Source organism: Symbiopectobacterium purcellii (genome assembly GCF_019797845.1).
Classification (GTDB): domain Bacteria; phylum Pseudomonadota; class Gammaproteobacteria; order Enterobacterales; family Enterobacteriaceae; genus Symbiopectobacterium; species Symbiopectobacterium purcellii.
The window spans coordinates 2,820,973-2,837,029 of record NZ_CP081864.1; the positions used below are offsets into that span (position 1 = coordinate 2,820,973).

General features: G+C 48.1%; 16 protein-coding genes and 5 pseudogenes. 10 read left to right on the top strand and 11 right to left on the bottom strand.

Features of this window, described 5'->3' with window-relative positions; all coding sequences use genetic code 11:
• The first annotated feature begins 20 nt into the window (after nucleotides 1-20).
• Both K6K13_RS13290 and K6K13_RS13295 read left to right on the top strand, forming a co-directional pair.
• Nucleotides 21-230 (top strand): hypothetical protein, encoded by a 210-nt coding sequence (locus K6K13_RS13290; RefSeq protein ID WP_222157457.1) that lies wholly within the window; start codon nucleotides 21-23, stop codon nucleotides 228-230.
• A gap of 246 nt (nucleotides 231-476) precedes the next feature.
• Nucleotides 477-1,322 carry a DNA/RNA non-specific endonuclease gene (locus K6K13_RS13295; RefSeq protein ID WP_222157458.1) on the top strand — a complete coding sequence of 282 codons (846 nt, stop codon included), beginning with the start codon at nucleotides 477-479 and terminating at the stop codon, nucleotides 1,320-1,322.
• Between the two features lie 45 nt (nucleotides 1,323-1,367).
• On the opposite strand, the gene K6K13_RS23275 is transcribed toward K6K13_RS13295, so the two are convergent.
• The 4 genes from K6K13_RS23275 to K6K13_RS13315 all read right to left on the bottom strand — a co-directional run bounded on the left by K6K13_RS23275 (nucleotide 1,368) and on the right by K6K13_RS13315 (nucleotide 6,604).
• Nucleotides 1,368-2,534 (bottom strand): fimbrial protein, encoded by a 1,167-nt coding sequence (locus tag K6K13_RS23275; RefSeq protein ID WP_252120282.1) that lies wholly within the window; start codon nucleotides 2,532-2,534, stop codon nucleotides 1,368-1,370.
• 110 nt (nucleotides 2,535-2,644) lie between these two features.
• A complete protein-coding gene (locus tag K6K13_RS13305; RefSeq protein WP_252120283.1) occupies nucleotides 2,645-5,245 on the bottom strand; it encodes a fimbria/pilus outer membrane usher protein in 2,601 nt (866 codons plus the stop codon).
• Between the two features lie 70 nt (nucleotides 5,246-5,315).
• Entirely contained in the window at nucleotides 5,316-5,984 is a 669-nt protein-coding gene (locus K6K13_RS13310) for a fimbrial biogenesis chaperone (protein WP_252120521.1), read from the bottom strand.
• An 80-nt stretch (nucleotides 5,985-6,064) separates the two neighbouring features.
• Nucleotides 6,065-6,604 (bottom strand): fimbrial protein, encoded by a 540-nt coding sequence (locus K6K13_RS13315; protein WP_222157460.1) that lies wholly within the window; start codon nucleotides 6,602-6,604, stop codon nucleotides 6,065-6,067.
• 871 nt (nucleotides 6,605-7,475) lie between these two features.
• Between K6K13_RS13315 and K6K13_RS13320 the strand changes: the two genes are divergently transcribed.
• Nucleotides 7,476-8,396 (top strand): LysR substrate-binding domain-containing protein, encoded by a 921-nt coding sequence (locus K6K13_RS13320; RefSeq protein WP_222157461.1) that lies wholly within the window; start codon nucleotides 7,476-7,478, stop codon nucleotides 8,394-8,396.
• A 35-nt stretch (nucleotides 8,397-8,431) separates the two neighbouring features.
• Here the strand turns inward: K6K13_RS13320 and K6K13_RS13325 are convergent.
• Nucleotides 8,432-8,760: pseudogene (locus K6K13_RS13325) on the bottom strand (Arm DNA-binding domain-containing protein); the annotation flags it as partial.
• On the opposite strand from K6K13_RS13325, the gene K6K13_RS13330 reads away from it, so the two are divergent.
• On the top strand, nucleotides 8,759-8,983 hold the full coding sequence (locus K6K13_RS13330; protein WP_222157462.1) for a phage virion morphogenesis protein: 225 nt from the start codon (nucleotides 8,759-8,761) through the stop codon (nucleotides 8,981-8,983). The pseudogene K6K13_RS13325 and the gene K6K13_RS13330 sit on opposite strands and share 2 nt — an antisense overlap.
• A 30-nt stretch (nucleotides 8,984-9,013) precedes the next feature.
• Here the strand turns inward: K6K13_RS13330 and K6K13_RS13335 are convergent, their stop codons facing one another.
• Nucleotides 9,014-9,388 (bottom strand): DUF6232 family protein, encoded by a 375-nt coding sequence (locus tag K6K13_RS13335; protein ID WP_222157463.1) that lies wholly within the window; start codon nucleotides 9,386-9,388, stop codon nucleotides 9,014-9,016.
• Between the two features lie 113 nt (nucleotides 9,389-9,501).
• A protein-coding gene (locus tag K6K13_RS13340) for an IS5 family transposase (RefSeq protein ID WP_252120266.1) occupies nucleotides 9,502-10,253 on the bottom strand; the annotation gives its coding sequence in 2 pieces (ribosomal slippage) (nucleotides 9,502-9,920 and nucleotides 9,920-10,253; 753 coding nt in all).
• Nucleotides 10,254-10,386: 133 nt separating this feature from the next.
• Between K6K13_RS13340 and K6K13_RS13345 the strand changes: the two are divergent.
• The 6 genes and pseudogenes from K6K13_RS13345 (at nucleotide 10,387) to K6K13_RS13370 (ending at nucleotide 13,535) form a co-directional block, all read left to right on the top strand.
• Nucleotides 10,387-11,022, top strand: a pseudogene (locus K6K13_RS13345) (phage baseplate assembly protein V).
• Entirely contained in the window at nucleotides 11,019-11,363 is a 345-nt protein-coding gene (locus K6K13_RS13350; RefSeq protein ID WP_222157464.1) for a GPW/gp25 family protein, read from the top strand. The pseudogene K6K13_RS13345 and the gene K6K13_RS13350 overlap by 4 nt, the downstream one beginning before the upstream one ends.
• Nucleotides 11,364-11,367: 4 nt before the next feature.
• A pseudogene (locus K6K13_RS13355) lies at nucleotides 11,368-11,621 on the top strand (baseplate assembly protein); the annotation flags it as partial.
• Nucleotides 11,588-12,039: pseudogene (locus tag K6K13_RS13360) on the top strand (phage late control D family protein); the annotation flags it as partial. The pseudogenes K6K13_RS13355 and K6K13_RS13360, both read left to right, overlap by 34 nt.
• 37 nt (nucleotides 12,040-12,076) lie before the next feature.
• Nucleotides 12,077-12,323: pseudogene (locus K6K13_RS13365) on the top strand (Ogr/Delta-like zinc finger protein).
• Between the two features lie 249 nt (nucleotides 12,324-12,572).
• Entirely contained in the window at nucleotides 12,573-13,535 is a 963-nt protein-coding gene (locus K6K13_RS13370; RefSeq protein WP_222157466.1) for a DUF6602 domain-containing protein, read from the top strand.
• Between the two features lie 438 nt (nucleotides 13,536-13,973).
• Here K6K13_RS13370 and vapC read toward each other — a convergent pair whose 3' ends face one another.
• The 4 genes from vapC to K6K13_RS13390 form a co-directional block, all read right to left on the bottom strand.
• The gene (vapC, locus tag K6K13_RS13375; protein WP_222157467.1) at nucleotides 13,974-14,402 is read right to left on the bottom strand and encodes a type II toxin-antitoxin system tRNA(fMet)-specific endonuclease VapC; all 429 of its coding nucleotides are present in this window, start codon (nucleotides 14,400-14,402) and stop codon (nucleotides 13,974-13,976) included.
• Nucleotides 14,402-14,632, bottom strand: coding sequence for a type II toxin-antitoxin system VapB family antitoxin (vapB, locus tag K6K13_RS13380; RefSeq protein WP_039360473.1), 231 nt, complete (start codon nucleotides 14,630-14,632; stop codon nucleotides 14,402-14,404). The genes vapC and vapB overlap by 1 nt, the downstream gene beginning before the upstream one ends.
• Before the next feature lie 94 nt (nucleotides 14,633-14,726).
• Nucleotides 14,727-15,560 carry a DUF4942 domain-containing protein gene (locus K6K13_RS13385; protein WP_222157468.1) on the bottom strand — a complete coding sequence of 278 codons (834 nt, stop codon included), beginning with the start codon at nucleotides 15,558-15,560 and terminating at the stop codon, nucleotides 14,727-14,729.
• 117 nt (nucleotides 15,561-15,677) lie between these two features.
• Entirely contained in the window at nucleotides 15,678-15,998 is a 321-nt protein-coding gene (locus K6K13_RS13390; RefSeq protein ID WP_222157469.1) for a TA system toxin CbtA family protein, read from the bottom strand.
• Between the last annotated feature and the right edge of the window lie 59 nt (nucleotides 15,999-16,057).

Consider the following 16,057-nt stretch of genomic DNA (forward strand, 5'->3'; position numbering starts at 1 on the left):
GGCCATCTGGAGATGAAAAAATGATAACCATTCATGCCAAAAGTACGAGTGAAGCTGAAAAGTTACTCGCGTCCGGCACCACCAGCAAAGTGCTTCTTGATTATTCTGTGACTACTGACGATTTTTTCAGAATCGCTGATGCATGGTGTGCACAAGGTGCAAAGATCAGCAAAAAAGCAGGGATGTTTGTTATTTCGTTGAAAGGATTCCGCATCCCTCCCAACGATTAATCGACTAACGAACTAAATGAGTACCTCAATTTAGAAGTCCCCCTTTCGGTGACGGCATTATGAGCGCGTCGCCGCAAAAACTATTTCCGTCTGGAATAACCCTCTCAAGATCATCATTTGTTTTTATTGCATTGATGGATATTAAACTGCCGTTTAAAAAACTCATGTCACCTTATCGTTAAGCGAAACGTATATGGGAACGCCTTTGTCCCTCTATCCCCATGTTGCCAGCACTTGGACGACACCATGAAATATACCTTTTCTCGACTGCTCCCAGTCATCTTTCTCGCAGCCTGTACCACAACAAAACAGCCTGAGCCGGTAGCATCAAACACATTTTCACCCATGAGCGTATCGGAAGATGAACCAGAGATTGATAACTGTGCGGTGGGATGTCCTGTAGGGGGAAGCCAACAAACTGTGATACGTGAAGCCTATACATTAAACAATAATCGCAATACCCGGTTCGCCAATTGGGTAGCCTATAAAGTCACCCATGACAGTATTGCCAGTGGCGGCACCAGAAACTGGAGGCGCGACCCTGTGCTACCCGAATCGGACACGCTGGCCCCAGCGGCCTACACCGGTGCAAATGCTGCACTGTCTATCGATCGTGGGCATCAAGCACCGCTCGCGGGGCTTGCTGGTTCATCCGATTGGCAAGCACTCAACTATTTATCAAATATCACGCCACAGAGATCAGCCTTAAACCAAAGTCCCTGGGCCCGTTTGGAATTGCAAGAACGGTTGCTGGCAAGTCGCCCAAATCCGCCCCCCGTTTACGTGGTTACCGGCCCTTTATTTACGCGCAAGATAGCCACGCTGCCAGCAGCCCCTGACGTTGAGATCCCCAGCGGTTATTGGAAGGTTATTTTCACCGGCAACCGTCCGGAAACTGGCGAATTTGCTGCATTTATCATGGATCAGGATACCCCACGAGCCGCCAATATCTGTCACTATCAAGTCACCATTAACGAGATAGAAGCGAAAACCAAACCGCATCTGAATATCTGGCCTTCTTTACCGAAGGAGGTGGCCACTAAACTCAAATCCCGCAAAGGGACCTTAGCGAAAGCCATGCGATGTTTATAGCCGTCGCATTGCATTTCTACTGGGTATGTATCCGAGCAGCATCAGCTAGTAATAATTAATGGTAAACACCACTTTACCATCGGCTCTCCCGGCAGTCGCAACGGTATCTGTTTGAATATAGCGTGCGGATAACGGAACCCGGATCGTCGGGCTGCCGTCTTTCAGTAACGTCATGGCGTGCTCCGACGAGAAATTAAACGGCGTTGGTGTCTGATTATTCGCCCCCCAGCCGATCTGAATACCGACGCCTGAAGCCGCACCGGGCAGCGATGAGTCGATATCCATGATCCCATTGGCAGCATCTTTCACTGCTGTTGTTGGCGTCAATCGCACACCAATGCTGTTATTGATGGATGCTGTTGCAGCCGCACTGCCGGTATTAAAATCCATCAATGTGGTGGTGTTGGTTTGATTATAAAAGCCATGGAATGTCGGGCAGTTTTGCAGAGAAATCGATGCATCAATCCACGGCGTCGCGGAATTGATACCTCTGAAATGTTGTCGGATATCATAGGCTCCCATCGCAACATTTACGTCCGGCGTGGTACAGGTTTGCGCCGTTACCGTCAGATTTCCGGTAAAGGTGACGCGGTTTAATTGGAGTGGTAATCCTTGGATCTGTTCTCCAGAACGCGAACTCACCATATTATCACTTGCCACAGGGAAACTGGATGCTGAGATAGCATAGCTTCCTGGTGTCAGCGGACCAATTTTAATCAGCGAGATATAACGTGTTGCGGCTCCCAGCGTCACACCACCATATGGATCGCTACCGAAAATAACGTCATCGTTACGATAGCCAAATGTCCCAAGCGTTGCGGCAGCACTTTCACTATGACGTGATATCGCGACCCCGATCCCTGGAATATTGGTTTGATACACCGCTCCGGCAAACGGGCCACTATTCAATCCGCTCAGCGGCTGTGACGCTTGTTCAATCCCAACCGCACAGTTGAAGGGAAAGCCGCCACCAGGCGATCGGCACTCAATTTCTACCGAGGGTGCATTCATCCAACGCCCCTGATAAATAATGGTACCTATCGGCATATCTGCACCGGCCGATATGATCGGCGGGCTTAACGGCACGCTGATCGAAGACGTGCCAAATCCCGCTTTATAATCACAAGATATTGCGGCCCAACTGTTGCTGCTGACTATCGCAAGCAACATCGTGCCAAGCAGCGTTAAAAAAGAGTTGTTCAAATATTTCATACTGTCTCTCCAACTTCCGGCATCGACCGAAAAGGGCAGGCAGCATGTCACTGCCATCACCGGTTATGAACGCGTGTTGCTGTGCTACTTTTGGCCAATGTGGCTTCTGGCTATGCAGAAGCCACTGCAGATTTACACACAGAATTGAATTGCTGAATCTGCCGCTGTTCTTTTCCTTTCGCCATTGGCATCAGCAAGTAGCCAACCGTACACGACATATCAGGATCGTCTCCCCATTTCACGCGCAGTTGCCCTTTGTCTTGTGACACACGCGCATATAACTGACCGCCCTGTCCGACAGCACCCACGCTGTTGCCTTGACTATCAAAAATATCGGCACCAAAAGGCACGGGCTCTCCCTGATAGGTGGCATTAACCAAAATGGGTGTACCGCTCTTGGCGTTGTATTTCACCTTCACCACCGCACCGGAATGCGGAGCTACTTTCATACTGGTGCTATCCAGCTCCAGATTCGCTGACGCACCTTTGGGGTCGATGTTGATCTCATTCATCTGATAGGGGCTCAAGTACGGCACTACGGCATAGCCGCGTGAATCAATACTTACGCCCGGATACGATGACACGCTGGCACCCTCTGCACCTTTGGCTTCCACCAATGCAAAGGTATCCGACGTGTACGGCGTGAACGTGAGGCCGCCCGCATGGCCAATAACCGTACCGTTCATCCCGGCAGACGCACTGTGATATCCCTTGCCGGTACTGTAGGCGCCACTCACCGCTGTCGCCGCGTTACGGTAGTTACCGCTCACGGCCCCACTGGATCCCCTATTCTGGTTGGCATACATCGCCGTCACCGCATAGCTCAGCGGATTATCGGCTCCCACAGCGCCCGACACGCTTGCTTGCTGACCATAACGGCCGCTGCTGTCGTGAGACAGATCCATACGCAAATAGGGCGTATGAGAAGCATCATTTCGGCCCAAGGGCATGCTGAAACTCAACAGGTAGTTCGTCTGCGCGGCCCCCAGACTGGAGAAGCTACGATTAACGCTCACGCCGTAAGAAAGATTTTTATAACGATTGTTATAGCCCATCTGATACTGCTTTTCGCTGCCCGCGTCATTCCAGTAGTTCTGCAACGAACCGCTGAAATATATCTGTCCCCAATTCACAGGCAGCCCTTGCCCGGCAGTGACCGTAACACGATGCTTCGCTCTTGAGATCGCTTCTGGTGAATATCCCTCAGCCGCCGCATTGCGTGTACGCATCGCCATCATAAAATCCATGTAACCATCCGTCGAAAAACGGTATGCCGCCAGCGACAGGTTGCTGTTGGTTTCACTGATAAGTTTACTGTAGCTCACGCGATAGTTTTGCCCATTAAAAGCGCCTCCCGCCCGGTATTGACTCTCCGCACTGGCTGGATTATCCAACCGTGTACGCGCCTGAGTAGCATCAAACGCAAGCGCACCTATCGGCGTACCTACCGCAGCCCCTAACTGCACTGCGGAATAATTTTCACTGGCTTGCACGCCGCCATACCCCGTAATCGCGTTAGTCAAACCGCGTTGATACGTCGCCTGATAGAGCGATGGCTTATCGCGCAAATTATCGCTGCGCACTTCTCCCCCAGTGATCGCATAGCGTGATGAGCCAGGGCGTAGCAACTGAGCCACCGACGCATAAGGCACACTGAAATGTTGCTCAGTGCCATCAGACTCCCGCACCGTGACATTCAGATCGCCACCATAACCAGTGGGATAGAGGTCATTGATCAGAAACTCGCCGGGACTGACGGTGGTTTCATACAAAACCTGCCCACCTTGTCGCACGGTGACCCGCGCATTGGTGCGAGCGATACCACGAATCTCAGGGGCATAACCGCGCTGGGACTCCGGTAACATCCGCTCATCGGTCATCAACTGCGCACCGGTAAAGGGCAGCGTATCGAACAGTTGCCCAACCGTATTTGATTGCCCCATCAGCATCTGTGCTTTCAGCGTTGGGATGTCGCGCTGGAGGTAAGTATTGATGCTGTTGTATGTACTGGGCGCGTTATCCATATGGGTATAAGCGCCGTTGTGCCGTAAATACCAGGGGCCAACGTTGAGCCCGGCATTCAACCCAGCAAATAACGAATTAAAGGTCTTACCCTGCGATTCACTGGTGTAGCCATTGACGTTATAACCCATGAGTAACGCAGAGATACCGTCATCCCATAATTCCGGACTCACCGTGCCGCGTGCCGTGTTCTGCATGTATATCTGCGGAATAACGATATCTAGCCGTTGCTCGTTACTGTCATAATTAATCTGTGCCTCAGGAAGTTTTTGCTGCAAATCGACACACTGTTCGCCCAGATTCTGTGAGCCGAAAAAATCCGACGGCAATTTCTCATAATTAAACGCAATGCTTTTCATCAAATCGATCGAAAGACACGGATATACCGTTTTATCTGTATGTGCTTTAAACTCGACATCTACATTGCTGATCCACTGTTCATTAATATAGACTGCCGTTTTATAAACCCCCGGCAACACTGAAGCACCCGTCGCGAAGCGGCTAAGATCGATCAAAGCAGCATTATCAACATTCAGGAAAGAAGCATCAAACTCCAAATCATTAGCGTTCCCCACAGGCATGCCAGGTTTCATTTCAGCACTAACATTACCCATAAATAGTGCAGATATAATAGCCGCACTCAATTGCAGCAACTTATTGTTGGGTTCGGCTTGAAAATATTTTGACATAATGATTCCTGTCAACACCCTTTTCCTGAATGATGATGGCTATAAATTAAAATTTATTACGCGGAGAATATTATTTCACTACAGACTCAAAGCCATGCACCGCCCCATAATCATTAACAAAACTACCGCTAATCTTATTTCCGGCACTGGCAGATAATTCCAACATCATGGTACTGCGCGGTGCAACCATCGCATAATCCTGTTTCTTGCCATTTACAGTAATATTGACCAAAGAAACATAATATGGCGTTGGGTTGGTCGCTTGAATGCGATTCCCCTGAGCATTCCAGGTAATGGCTTTTGCAGCCTCATTCGCATTACCTTCCAGCCCCACCGGGCGATAAAACAGTTTGATTCGTGAACGAAAAGCCATCTGCAAACGGTTCTCTTCGCTTTTTGCCTGAGATTTAGCTGGCACTTCTAATACGTTCAGCCAAAAAACCGATTCTCTGTCAGATGGCAATGTATCACCGGTATAGCTGATACGCAGCGTTTGCCCTTTACCCGACTCCACGCGGTTCATCGGCGGGGTCAATACAAACGGCACTCTAATGGCAGAAGGTTTGGCATCGACATCACCGTTATCGATCCAACTTTGCAACAATACGGGCGACGGGCCACCATTATTGATTTTAACACTCACTTCATTGGCATCAGCGGGATATATTACCCGGGTACCGCTAATAACGACGCTGGCCTGCCCTGTCATGCTAAACAACGCCGTTGCAAGTAAGCACATCCGCTGAAGATTGAAAGAAGGATATTTCATACGATACTCCTGACGGAAAACTGGGAGGGCATTCCCCCTCCCGTGAACAATTACTGATACTGAATAGAGTAGACAACGTTGCTAACAACCGTACCCGCCGTGGTTGCACCTTCTGCAAAGTAGCGCACGATATATGGCAGGTTGGCGCTGCCCGAGGAGATATTGACATAGGTATTGCCGTTAACCTGACTTTGGTTACCCGCTTCAATGACCGCACGAGACGGGCTGGAACCATCAAGCAATTGCAGGCTGACGTTGGATGCTGTCCCGGTGTTATTCAAACGCCCGGTCACAGAATCTACCGTAGTCCCTGCTTCAAAGAATGCAGATGCGGTTTCCAATGTGCCCGCACAGTTATTCAGCGCCATGGTAAAGCCCATATCCCCCGCCGTTTGGCCGGTGGTAGACAGCTGTTTCGTTCCAATAGTCGGCAGCACCACGGTAGCATCCGCAGACTGGCCATCAACCACTACATCACAGGTATTTGAATTCAGTTGTCCATTAAAAGTGATGGTGCCGGTTGACGCCGCCTGTACCGGGCCAGCAGACATCATTGAGATAGCAATGGAGGAGAAAACGATCTTTTTCATTTACATATACCTTACTGGTTATAATTCATCATTACTGATATTTAAATATCGACTGAATATTCACATGACGATGAGTTAAATATTTTCATTCAAAGGAGTAGACGTTAGCCATAAACATGAAAAACGTTTATTTAGTCACCCGGGTGTTTTAATAGATTTCCAGAGAAATAAAACAGTAAAAAACCACACCGACATTGACTTGCGGGATTCACTATAAATCCCACCAGACAGCATGGTAAAGGAAGTTATTTTTATCAGTGATAAACTAATGCTATATCTTCATTTTAACCTGACAGAAAAACACAAAAGCTTTCAAATTAAAAACAGATTTACATTGAACCACACTTTATAGGAAGACCAAAAAGGGGTAAAACACGCGCATCTTACCCTGTTATTGCAGTCGTCAAGGCACTGCATCATGAACGATCGTTTAAAGAATAAACACGATTAGACTGATTAATAACCATTTATTTTTGATGATGCCATTTTCTTATTAGTGATAAAAATTACTTCACTACAATCACTGGGTTTAATGGTTTCAACACCGATGTCCGAAATCAAAAACGCTCTTTTTTTCGTCAATTATAGTTAATACTTTTTATTCAAATGCAGGTCACTACAGTTTCGCCCCTCGCCAAGTGTACAAATTCCCGTCCTCTACCAACAGTGCTTTACGCAAGGGTTATACTGCGGATTAAAAAAAGATATGATTGACGGCAAACCCGGCCATGGCTTGTCCGTAACCATGGTATTTAATGGCGCATCTTCAGCTTGACATGGTCAATACAACCGTTTGTTCAATGTGTTGTTGCCAACATCAAAAATCCGGCTAACTTAGAAAAGACGCGTCCAATATTGCTGATGGTGACCCATGAAAGAGCTTCCCAAAATTAATCAACTCCGGAATTTTCAGGCAATCATTCGCTATGGAAGCATCAGAACGGCATCACAAGCGCTGTTTCAAACGCAACCGGCCATGACACGCAGTATTCAGGAGTTAGAAAGAATATTGGGCGTTACCCTGTTAGCCCGAGGGCCTCAAGGCATGGTGCTAACCAAGATGGGCCGCATTTTTGAACCCAGAGTGGCGATGCTGCTTAACGATCTGGAAAGGGCCGTTGATGAACTGCACCAGGCTAGCCAAATATCACAAGGTTCCGTTGTGTTTGGCTGCTCACATTTGCCCGCCTTCAGTATCATGCCCGCATTGATCAACAAATTTCAAAAAGAACACCCGAATGCCACGATCACCATTATAGAAGGACAATTATCTGAACTGATCACGTCGTTACGCTTAGGGAGAATAGACTTCTACCTTGGCATTGCTTCACCAGAAATAGCCATGAATGAGTTTTTCATCGAGAATGCTATCAAAGCAGAATTTTGCATTATGGCACGGCATGGGCATCCGTTAGCGGGCAGCACCACACTCATCCAATTGCAAGGGTGTAAATGGTATTTCCCAAATTCCAGAACGGGATACTACAAGGAGCTCGAAAAACATATTTTCCCCAACGGCAAGCCGGCTGACTCTCGCATCATTTATGGTGACTCAATGACAATTGGTGAACAGTTGGTGACCAATGAGGATTATCTGTTTATTGGTCCCAAGGCAATTCTCAATGTTGATCACATCAAAGATATCGTATCGATTGTGCCTATCAAAGAAACCCTGCCTGATGCCGAGTATACGCTGATCTACAAACAGCAGTTAGGATTAACCCCCTTGGCCAAAACGCTGATGGACGAAATCAATGCGGCTTGTACCGCGTATCTTGCCAGAGGAGTGTAGTGTGGTGATGGTGCTTTTTTTTCGTAACATTTCTAGTTGTCGCCATGCCAGGCACGGGCCACGGCCTCGAAGTTTTTGCCATCGTATTCTTCCTTGGCCTTTACCGCATTCCTATACTCTCGGGGATCCATTCCCGCAGCAACCAGTTTCCTGGCTTCATCGTGTTTTGACGCGCCTGTGCCAGAGAGATATCAGGATAAACCCCTAACGCCAGAAGGTGCTGCTTACCGCCAAAGCGAAAACGCAACCGCCAGTATTTTGAGCCATTGGGGTGAACTAACAGAAGCATCCCACCATTGTCCGTCAGTGAATACTGTTTTTCTTCTGGTTTTGCCGTGCGCACTTTCATATCAGTCAGGGCCATGCCCCATGTCCTCATAGGTGCTTACAAAAGCACTGCCGATGCAGCCAGCGTGGAGTTTGTCGAGCGAGTGCAGCGCATGGCGCGTGTGCATCACTATGGCCTGCGCGATCGGCCTAACCGCAACAGTGATGATGTGCAATATGAGGCAAGGCTGCTGCTGGGGTTTATTCAGGAAGAGAGCAATCTGATTGAGACGCTGGTGCTTGAACACTTTCGTCATTAAGAAGTGCCCCGAAAATGGGGCACAGCAAATCTAGCCGCGGTGGATGATTGCTTCATTTAACGCATTAATAACATCATTAATATACTTTACATCTTGGCTGCTTAACGCCTGAGACTCACCTGATGCACTATTCAAAACAACAATGTATTCAGGCTTAATTGATCTAAACCATACAACAGCCAATAGGAATAATCCCACGCCGATAGCTTTGAACAAAAATGTTGTCGCAACAAATACCATTGCTAAACCTATTAATCCAGCAATAACAGGTGCTGCTTTTGAAGGGTCTGTCTTGCCACGCTTAACGGAGGTGACGCCATTCATCGCGTATGTAGTCGAGCCAACTAAAAATCTTGCATTTGTAATGCTTACATTACCACCTTTGTAAAACTCAATTTCATCCATTTTTCATCCCAGAATTTAAATGTTTAGAAGCATCTCCAGCATAAAAAATAATTGAGCCTAAGAATAGTCTTAATGTGCATTTTGTTGTGCTAAGTACTAGGGGCTGTTGACAATTAACACAGCCAGACGAATGCAGCAGCGAGCGCAACGAATGATGCGAAGCGTTTTGAGAGTTTGTCGAAGCGTGTAGCTACGCGTCGAAATTGCTTGATACGGCAAAAGAAACGTTCGATCAAATTGCGTGAAGCGTAAAGATGTTTGTCCAGTGGGCGTTGCTCACGGCGATTCTCTTTGCTGGGGATGACAGCCTGAATGCCTACCGACTCCAGATATTGTAGAATCACATTCGTATCGTAGGCTTTGTCTGCAGCCAAGCTTGAAGGTTTCAATTCACCAAGTAAAGGCAATGCTTCTCTGGTGTCGCTCTTTTGACCACCAGTCAAACTAAAACGGGCAAGCATGCCCAGCCCATCAACCAGAGCGTGAATCTTGGTTGTCAATCCCCCGCGAGAACGACCAATCGACTGGTCACCGTTTTTTTGGGAGCGCCCGCTGCATGCTGATGAACCCGTACGATAGTGCTGTCGATGAAGATTTCCTCGAAATCGGCATCGCCCGCAAGTTCAGCAAAAACGGAATGCCATATTTCTGCCCGTGACCATCTGGCAAAGCGTTTGTACACACTGTTCCAGAGTCCGAAATCGGGTGGTAAATCTCTCCATGGGCTTCCAGTTCGGGCGATCCATAAAACCGCTTCGACAAAAAGCCGATTATCTGCTGCTGTTCGTCCCGGATCCGAATCCTTTCCCGGCAAAAACGGGCTAATCCGTTCGTATTGGTCATCACTGAGCATCAATCTTGGCATTCTGCTTTTCCAAAAAAGACAGAATGTAAACAGATTCTTTTACAAAAAAACAGGTTCTTGGCGATGATTGTCAACAGGCCCTACCGCACTACAGTTAATTGCCGAAAATAATTCCCTACGGCATCCTTTCCCTATGAAAACACGAGCCACCCTTACCGAAATCCAGCGTCTGCTGCGCAATCTGATCCGTGTCGGCGTCGTGACCAACGTCAACACCAAAGATGCCCTGTGCCGGGTGCAAACCGGAGACATGACAACCGACTGGTTGAACTGGCTGACCCGTCGTGCCGGGCGTTCCCGCGACTGATGGGCCCCGTCTATCGGTGAGCAGGTGTTAATTCTGTCTATCGGCGGCGAACGGGATACCGCCTTTGTGCTGCCCGGCATCTATTCCGATGACAACCCGGCGCCGTCGGCCTCTGCTGATGCATTGCATATCAGTTTTTCCGACGGTGCGGTGATCGAGTACGAACCTGAAAACGGCGCGCTGACCGTCAGCGGCATCAAAACCGCCGACGTCACCGCCTCTGAAACCCTTACTGCGACCGTGCCGCTGGTACTGGTGAAAGCCGCTACCCGCATCACGCTGGATTCGCCGGAAGTGCTCTGCACCAACAAGCTGATCACCGGAACGCTGGAAGTACAGCAAGGCGGAGAAATGCGCGGCAATATCCAGCATTCCGGCGGTTCGCTGTCGTCCAATGGCAAAGTGTTGCACACCTACAAACACCCTGGCGACAGCGGCGGCACCACAGGAACGCCACTATGACCGCGCGCGATAGCGGCATGAGCCACGATAACGGCACCGCGCTGGCTGACCTTGAGCACATTCGCCAAAGCGTGCGCGACATTCTGATCACACCGATAGGCTCACACGTGATGGACAATGATTACGGTTCGCTGCTGTCCGCCCTTATCGACCAGCCGCAAAGCCCGGCGGTGAAATTGCAGGTGATGGCCGCGTGTTACATGGCGCTGCTGCGCTGGGAGCCACGCATCACGCTGACGGGCATCACGCTCGAATCGACCTACGACGGCAAGCTGGCCGTCGATCTTGTGGGCGTGCTGACCGATAGCCCCGCCTTTTCTCTTTCTGTTCCTGTGAGCTGACACCATGGCAACCATTGATTTAAGCCAGCTTCCCGCCCCGGCTGTGGTGGAAGAACCGGATTACGAAACCATCTACAACGAGCGCAAAGCGGTGCTGTTGTCGCTCTACCCGGAAGACTAGCGCACCGCCGTTGCGCGCTGGAATCGGAGCCACTGGTCAAGCTGCTACAGGAAAACGCCTATCGTGAACTGCTGTGGCGGCAACGCGTCGATGAGGCCGCGCGATTGTGGATCGTGATGCTTACAGTGGCGTGCGCGCCTATTGGCTGGATCTCAACTTTGGCAAAAAAAGAAAGTCAGCGTAAAACGGCGCAGAACCAAGTCCAAACCGAAAAAGGAGAAAAACAGCAGCCACGAGGGCGAATACATGGAAGGGACCGACGGCAACGTGTATGTGTTGCGTAAAACCTACCAAAATGAAACCGCCGCCAAACCTGCAGCGGCAGCAAAATGGCAACAGCTTCAGCGGGGAGCCGCCGAGTTCTCTATCACCCTGGCGCGTGGCCGAGCTGATCTGTACCCGGAAATGCACGTCACCGTTACCAGCTTTAAAGCGGAGATAGATAATCAGGAATGGATTATTTCACGTGAGGAGCATGTGATTGGCGACAGCGGTTTTACCACGCGTCTGGAATTGGAAGCGAAAATATCTGACTGGATTGCAGAAAGTGAATAGAATAACCGTGAGTTCAACTCCCGCAGGGGAGATCATTATGTTCACTTGTCCATTTTGCGGTGCAGTAGCCCGCCCCCGTACCAGTCGCCGCCTAAACGAAATGACTATCCGCCAGTATCATCAGTGTCAACATCAGGAATGCAGCGAAACCTTTACCACGCTTAACACCGTAGAACACCGGGTGTCTAAGCGCGCCCGAGAGGAGCCCTTGCCGCCTGACTTTATCCCGCAGGATGCGTTTCCAACATCGCACTATGCGGGATCAGTTAAATTTGGCGCTGTAACGAAAGGCCCCTCGAGTTAAATCGCGGGGCCTTTTATCGGGATAATGAATATTATTTTTTGAAAAGACCTATCACACAATCAGAATATTATATTTTGAAATGTATTATTGACTTTAGCGACAGCAGATGCTAACCCTTGCATTTTTAATGATAACATCCTAAATACAATAACTTAGATTAACAAATTATAATGTACACAAAAAAAATAATTAACATAGCAATGCATTCACAGTAAAAAGGGCATAATCAATGAAAAAAACTCATGATTTACATGATTTTATGAATCAAATCAGTGCTGAAATGGCAAGTGAATATACTCGAATTCAAAAACGAGTGTCAGAAGACCCAGGGACAGCAGGAGATCAAGGTGAAGAGAATTGGGCCGAAATCCTAAGGGATTGGCTCCCACAAGAGTATCATATCGTTACAAAAGGAAGAATTATTAGCCAAGATGGTGAGACTAGCCCTCAAATCGATATTCTTATCCTGCATGCTTCGTATCCATCAAAGTTGTTAAATAAAAAATTATTTTTAGCAGCAGGTGTAGCAGCAGCATTTGAATGCAAAACAACGCTTAAAGCGTCTCATATCACTGAAGTAATAGAAAATAGTATAAAAATAAAAAATCTTTATAAGCCGCGTGGAGGAACACCCTATAGGGAATTACACTCTCCCATTATTTACGGACTATTAGCTCATTCCCACTCTTGGAAAGGTGAACAATCTGAACCAGAGAAAATTATTATCAACAAACTTATAAGTGAAGATAGAAAACTAATTTCACACCCTCGCTATGCGTTGGACTTATTATGTGTTGCAGACTTAGGCGCATGGCAATTTAGTAAAATGGCATTCGTAAAATCTAGCATTCCCCCTTCAGAAGGACAGAAACACTCAGTATCCATACATCAAGACGCTCTCACAATAAATACTGCATATCTCGGTCACATACTCAATGATGAGAGGCAAGATGGACACTTCAGGCCAATGGGGTTTTTAATTTCTCAATTAAATCAAATACTTGCATGGGAAAATATTTCTATGAGAAATTTGGCAGAATACTATTTTTTGACCAATTTAACAGGCAATGGTTCTGGCTCAATGCGTAGTTGGTCTGGTGACATTTTTACTGATAACGTACGCATCCAATTGCAACAGGGCGGAATGACTAGCAACACAAGTTGGAGTGAATGGTCCCCGGTTTTTCTTTAACAATGTTCAGCACTTCGAGCAGGAGTCCCCAAGTAGGTAATATGATTTGTGCGTAAAAGCTCTGTAATCAATAGCAGAGCTTTTTGCTGTTTGAATTGTTCATGATGACTTAATAATGCGCCCTGCTCTGCCAACCCTGAGCTTAACCACGCAAAACCGATGCCGCCACTCTGCTGCCACTGCGAAATTTAAAAAACAAAAAAACCACCTTGCGGTGGCGTAATAATATTTATAACTAATTGTTTTTATTAACTTAAACGATGGTGCCGGGGCGGGACTTGAAAAACATGACATCATCGTTGAATTTAAAGGCGTTACCTTAAAATCCAACTCACATGTACCCGCATTTGTACCCACAACCCAAATTGTTTCATTCCCTATCCTGCCGTTCGCTACGATACCAAGCAGTGACGCCAGTTGTTGAACTTCGACAGCATATTACAAAGGCTGGCTATTGTCAGCCGAACTACCGACCCAGTTTTCTACACGTAATCCAGGCACACGTTCAAACTCACGCACATTGTTCGTTATCAGAATCAAACCAGCGGACCGCGCGTGACCGGCTAACATAGCATCATACGGGCCAATGGGTGTTCCTTGTTTTGCCAGTTCCGCACGAATTTGACCAGTATGTACGGCAGCGTCAAAGCCATAAGTTTGCACTTCCAGACGTGCAGAAAACCCTTCTATCACGGCCAGATTTTTTTCTGGATTTACCGATTTCTCCGCGCCATAGATCAGTTCCATCAGCGTGATAGCGCTGATAGCAAACTGCCCGTAATGACGATAAAAAGCGTCCCGGACTTCCTGTGGTTTGTTCTTGATGGTGTAAATACAGATATTGGTATCGAGTAGATATTTCAGCATCAGAAATCTTCCCTGATCTGATCATCCGGTTGCTCTCTGGTGATCATGAAGTCAGGTGTTACTCCTTGTTCTTCGAACCAACTGTCCCAGCTTTCCCCTGCCGGAGTGATGATACGCGTGCGGCCAATCGCAACGATATCAACCTGCTTCACATCATCGGGCAGTGCAACGGCTTTAGGAAGCCGTACTGCCTGGCTACGGTTGCTTTTGAATACTGTGGTTTTTTCCATGGCGATCTCCTTGGATAAACTTTGTGCTATAGGAAGCATAGAGTATTGATGGGATATGTCAATGGGATATACGCAGCCAGCGTTATTGAGTTACTCACCTTGCCGCCAACATCCCCGGATAGTGTTTGGCGATAATATCGTTCATCTGCTCGATCAAGTCAGGGCGTTTAAAGGTGAGATGTCCGGTGCCTTTCTGAAAGTAACGGACGCTAAAATACTCATCTTCGTATTCCTGCTGATGGGGGTTATCGCGGATATGGTCCATCAGTCGGATGGTTAAATCGCCTCGGTTGTCGGGGATCGGTTTGCCATCCAGCAGATACAGCATACGTTCCAGATCGGCCAGTTGATCGCGTCGCCAACCCCAATTCAGACCAAAGCCCCAACGATTGTATGTCACCAAATTATTGATAATGACTTTCTTACCGAAATAACAAGGGTGATTGGTTTTGTAATCCCACGACAGCCCCTTAAAGACGTTGGTCACCCCACGCTCAAATACCTCCTGCTTACTTTGGTGGAGTTGCTCAAAGGTGCTGAGAATATTGGCTTCACTGACGGCGGGTAGCTCACCTTCATCCAGATTTTTATGCCACTGGCTACGTGCTTCGGCATCCATCAGCGACAGCATGCCGGATTTCAGCATCAGGTCACGCCAGATATTGCGATCCAGCATACGGGTGATAGCAGGCATCGCTTTATCAGGCGTTTCCGTCAGCCAACAATCGTAGCGATGCCCCTGCTTCAGTCCCCAGTCTTCAACTGTACCGCCGCCAATAGTCGCTGTTAGCGTGGAGATCGCCCGTACCTGATTAAGGAGTTGTTCTATCTGTTGCAGCGCGGCATCACGTCCGGTGACGATGCGTTCGATATTGGTCGAGCAAATCAGCTCGGTGTGTTCGGTCAAAACCTCGGGTTCAATTTGCATAGTTTGTAGTCCATAGATAAAAGCAAATGCGCCAGCCGGTAAGGGCTGGTGCATTATGCAGTGGGGAGAATGAGAAATAGGTTTGGTGTGGTATTACTGGAAAGCAGTTCTGAGCCTTTATGACTTAAGTAATCCCGTTGTACGTCTGGCGCGGAGAACATCAACGGCGGAGAGAAACGGCGATTGCTCCTGCCAGTTAAAGCCATTGCGATCGATGCGTACCAGTTCGTAACGCTCCACCAGAAAATTCACGGCGTTTACCAGCGTGACACCAGCATCGATATGCTCCTGAATCACGTTTTCCTCGCAGAACGGTGTGTCATTCAGCGTGAGTCCGTAGTGCTTTTCCAATAGATAGGCCAGAAGTCGCTGCCAGACGGCTACAGGTGACGGGCAAGACTGATCCTCCCGTGATGGGATTGCAGGTGATGTTTGCATGGGAATACTCGCTTCAGGTTAGGTCGATAAAATAAGGGAAATGTTCAGAATGGGGAGAG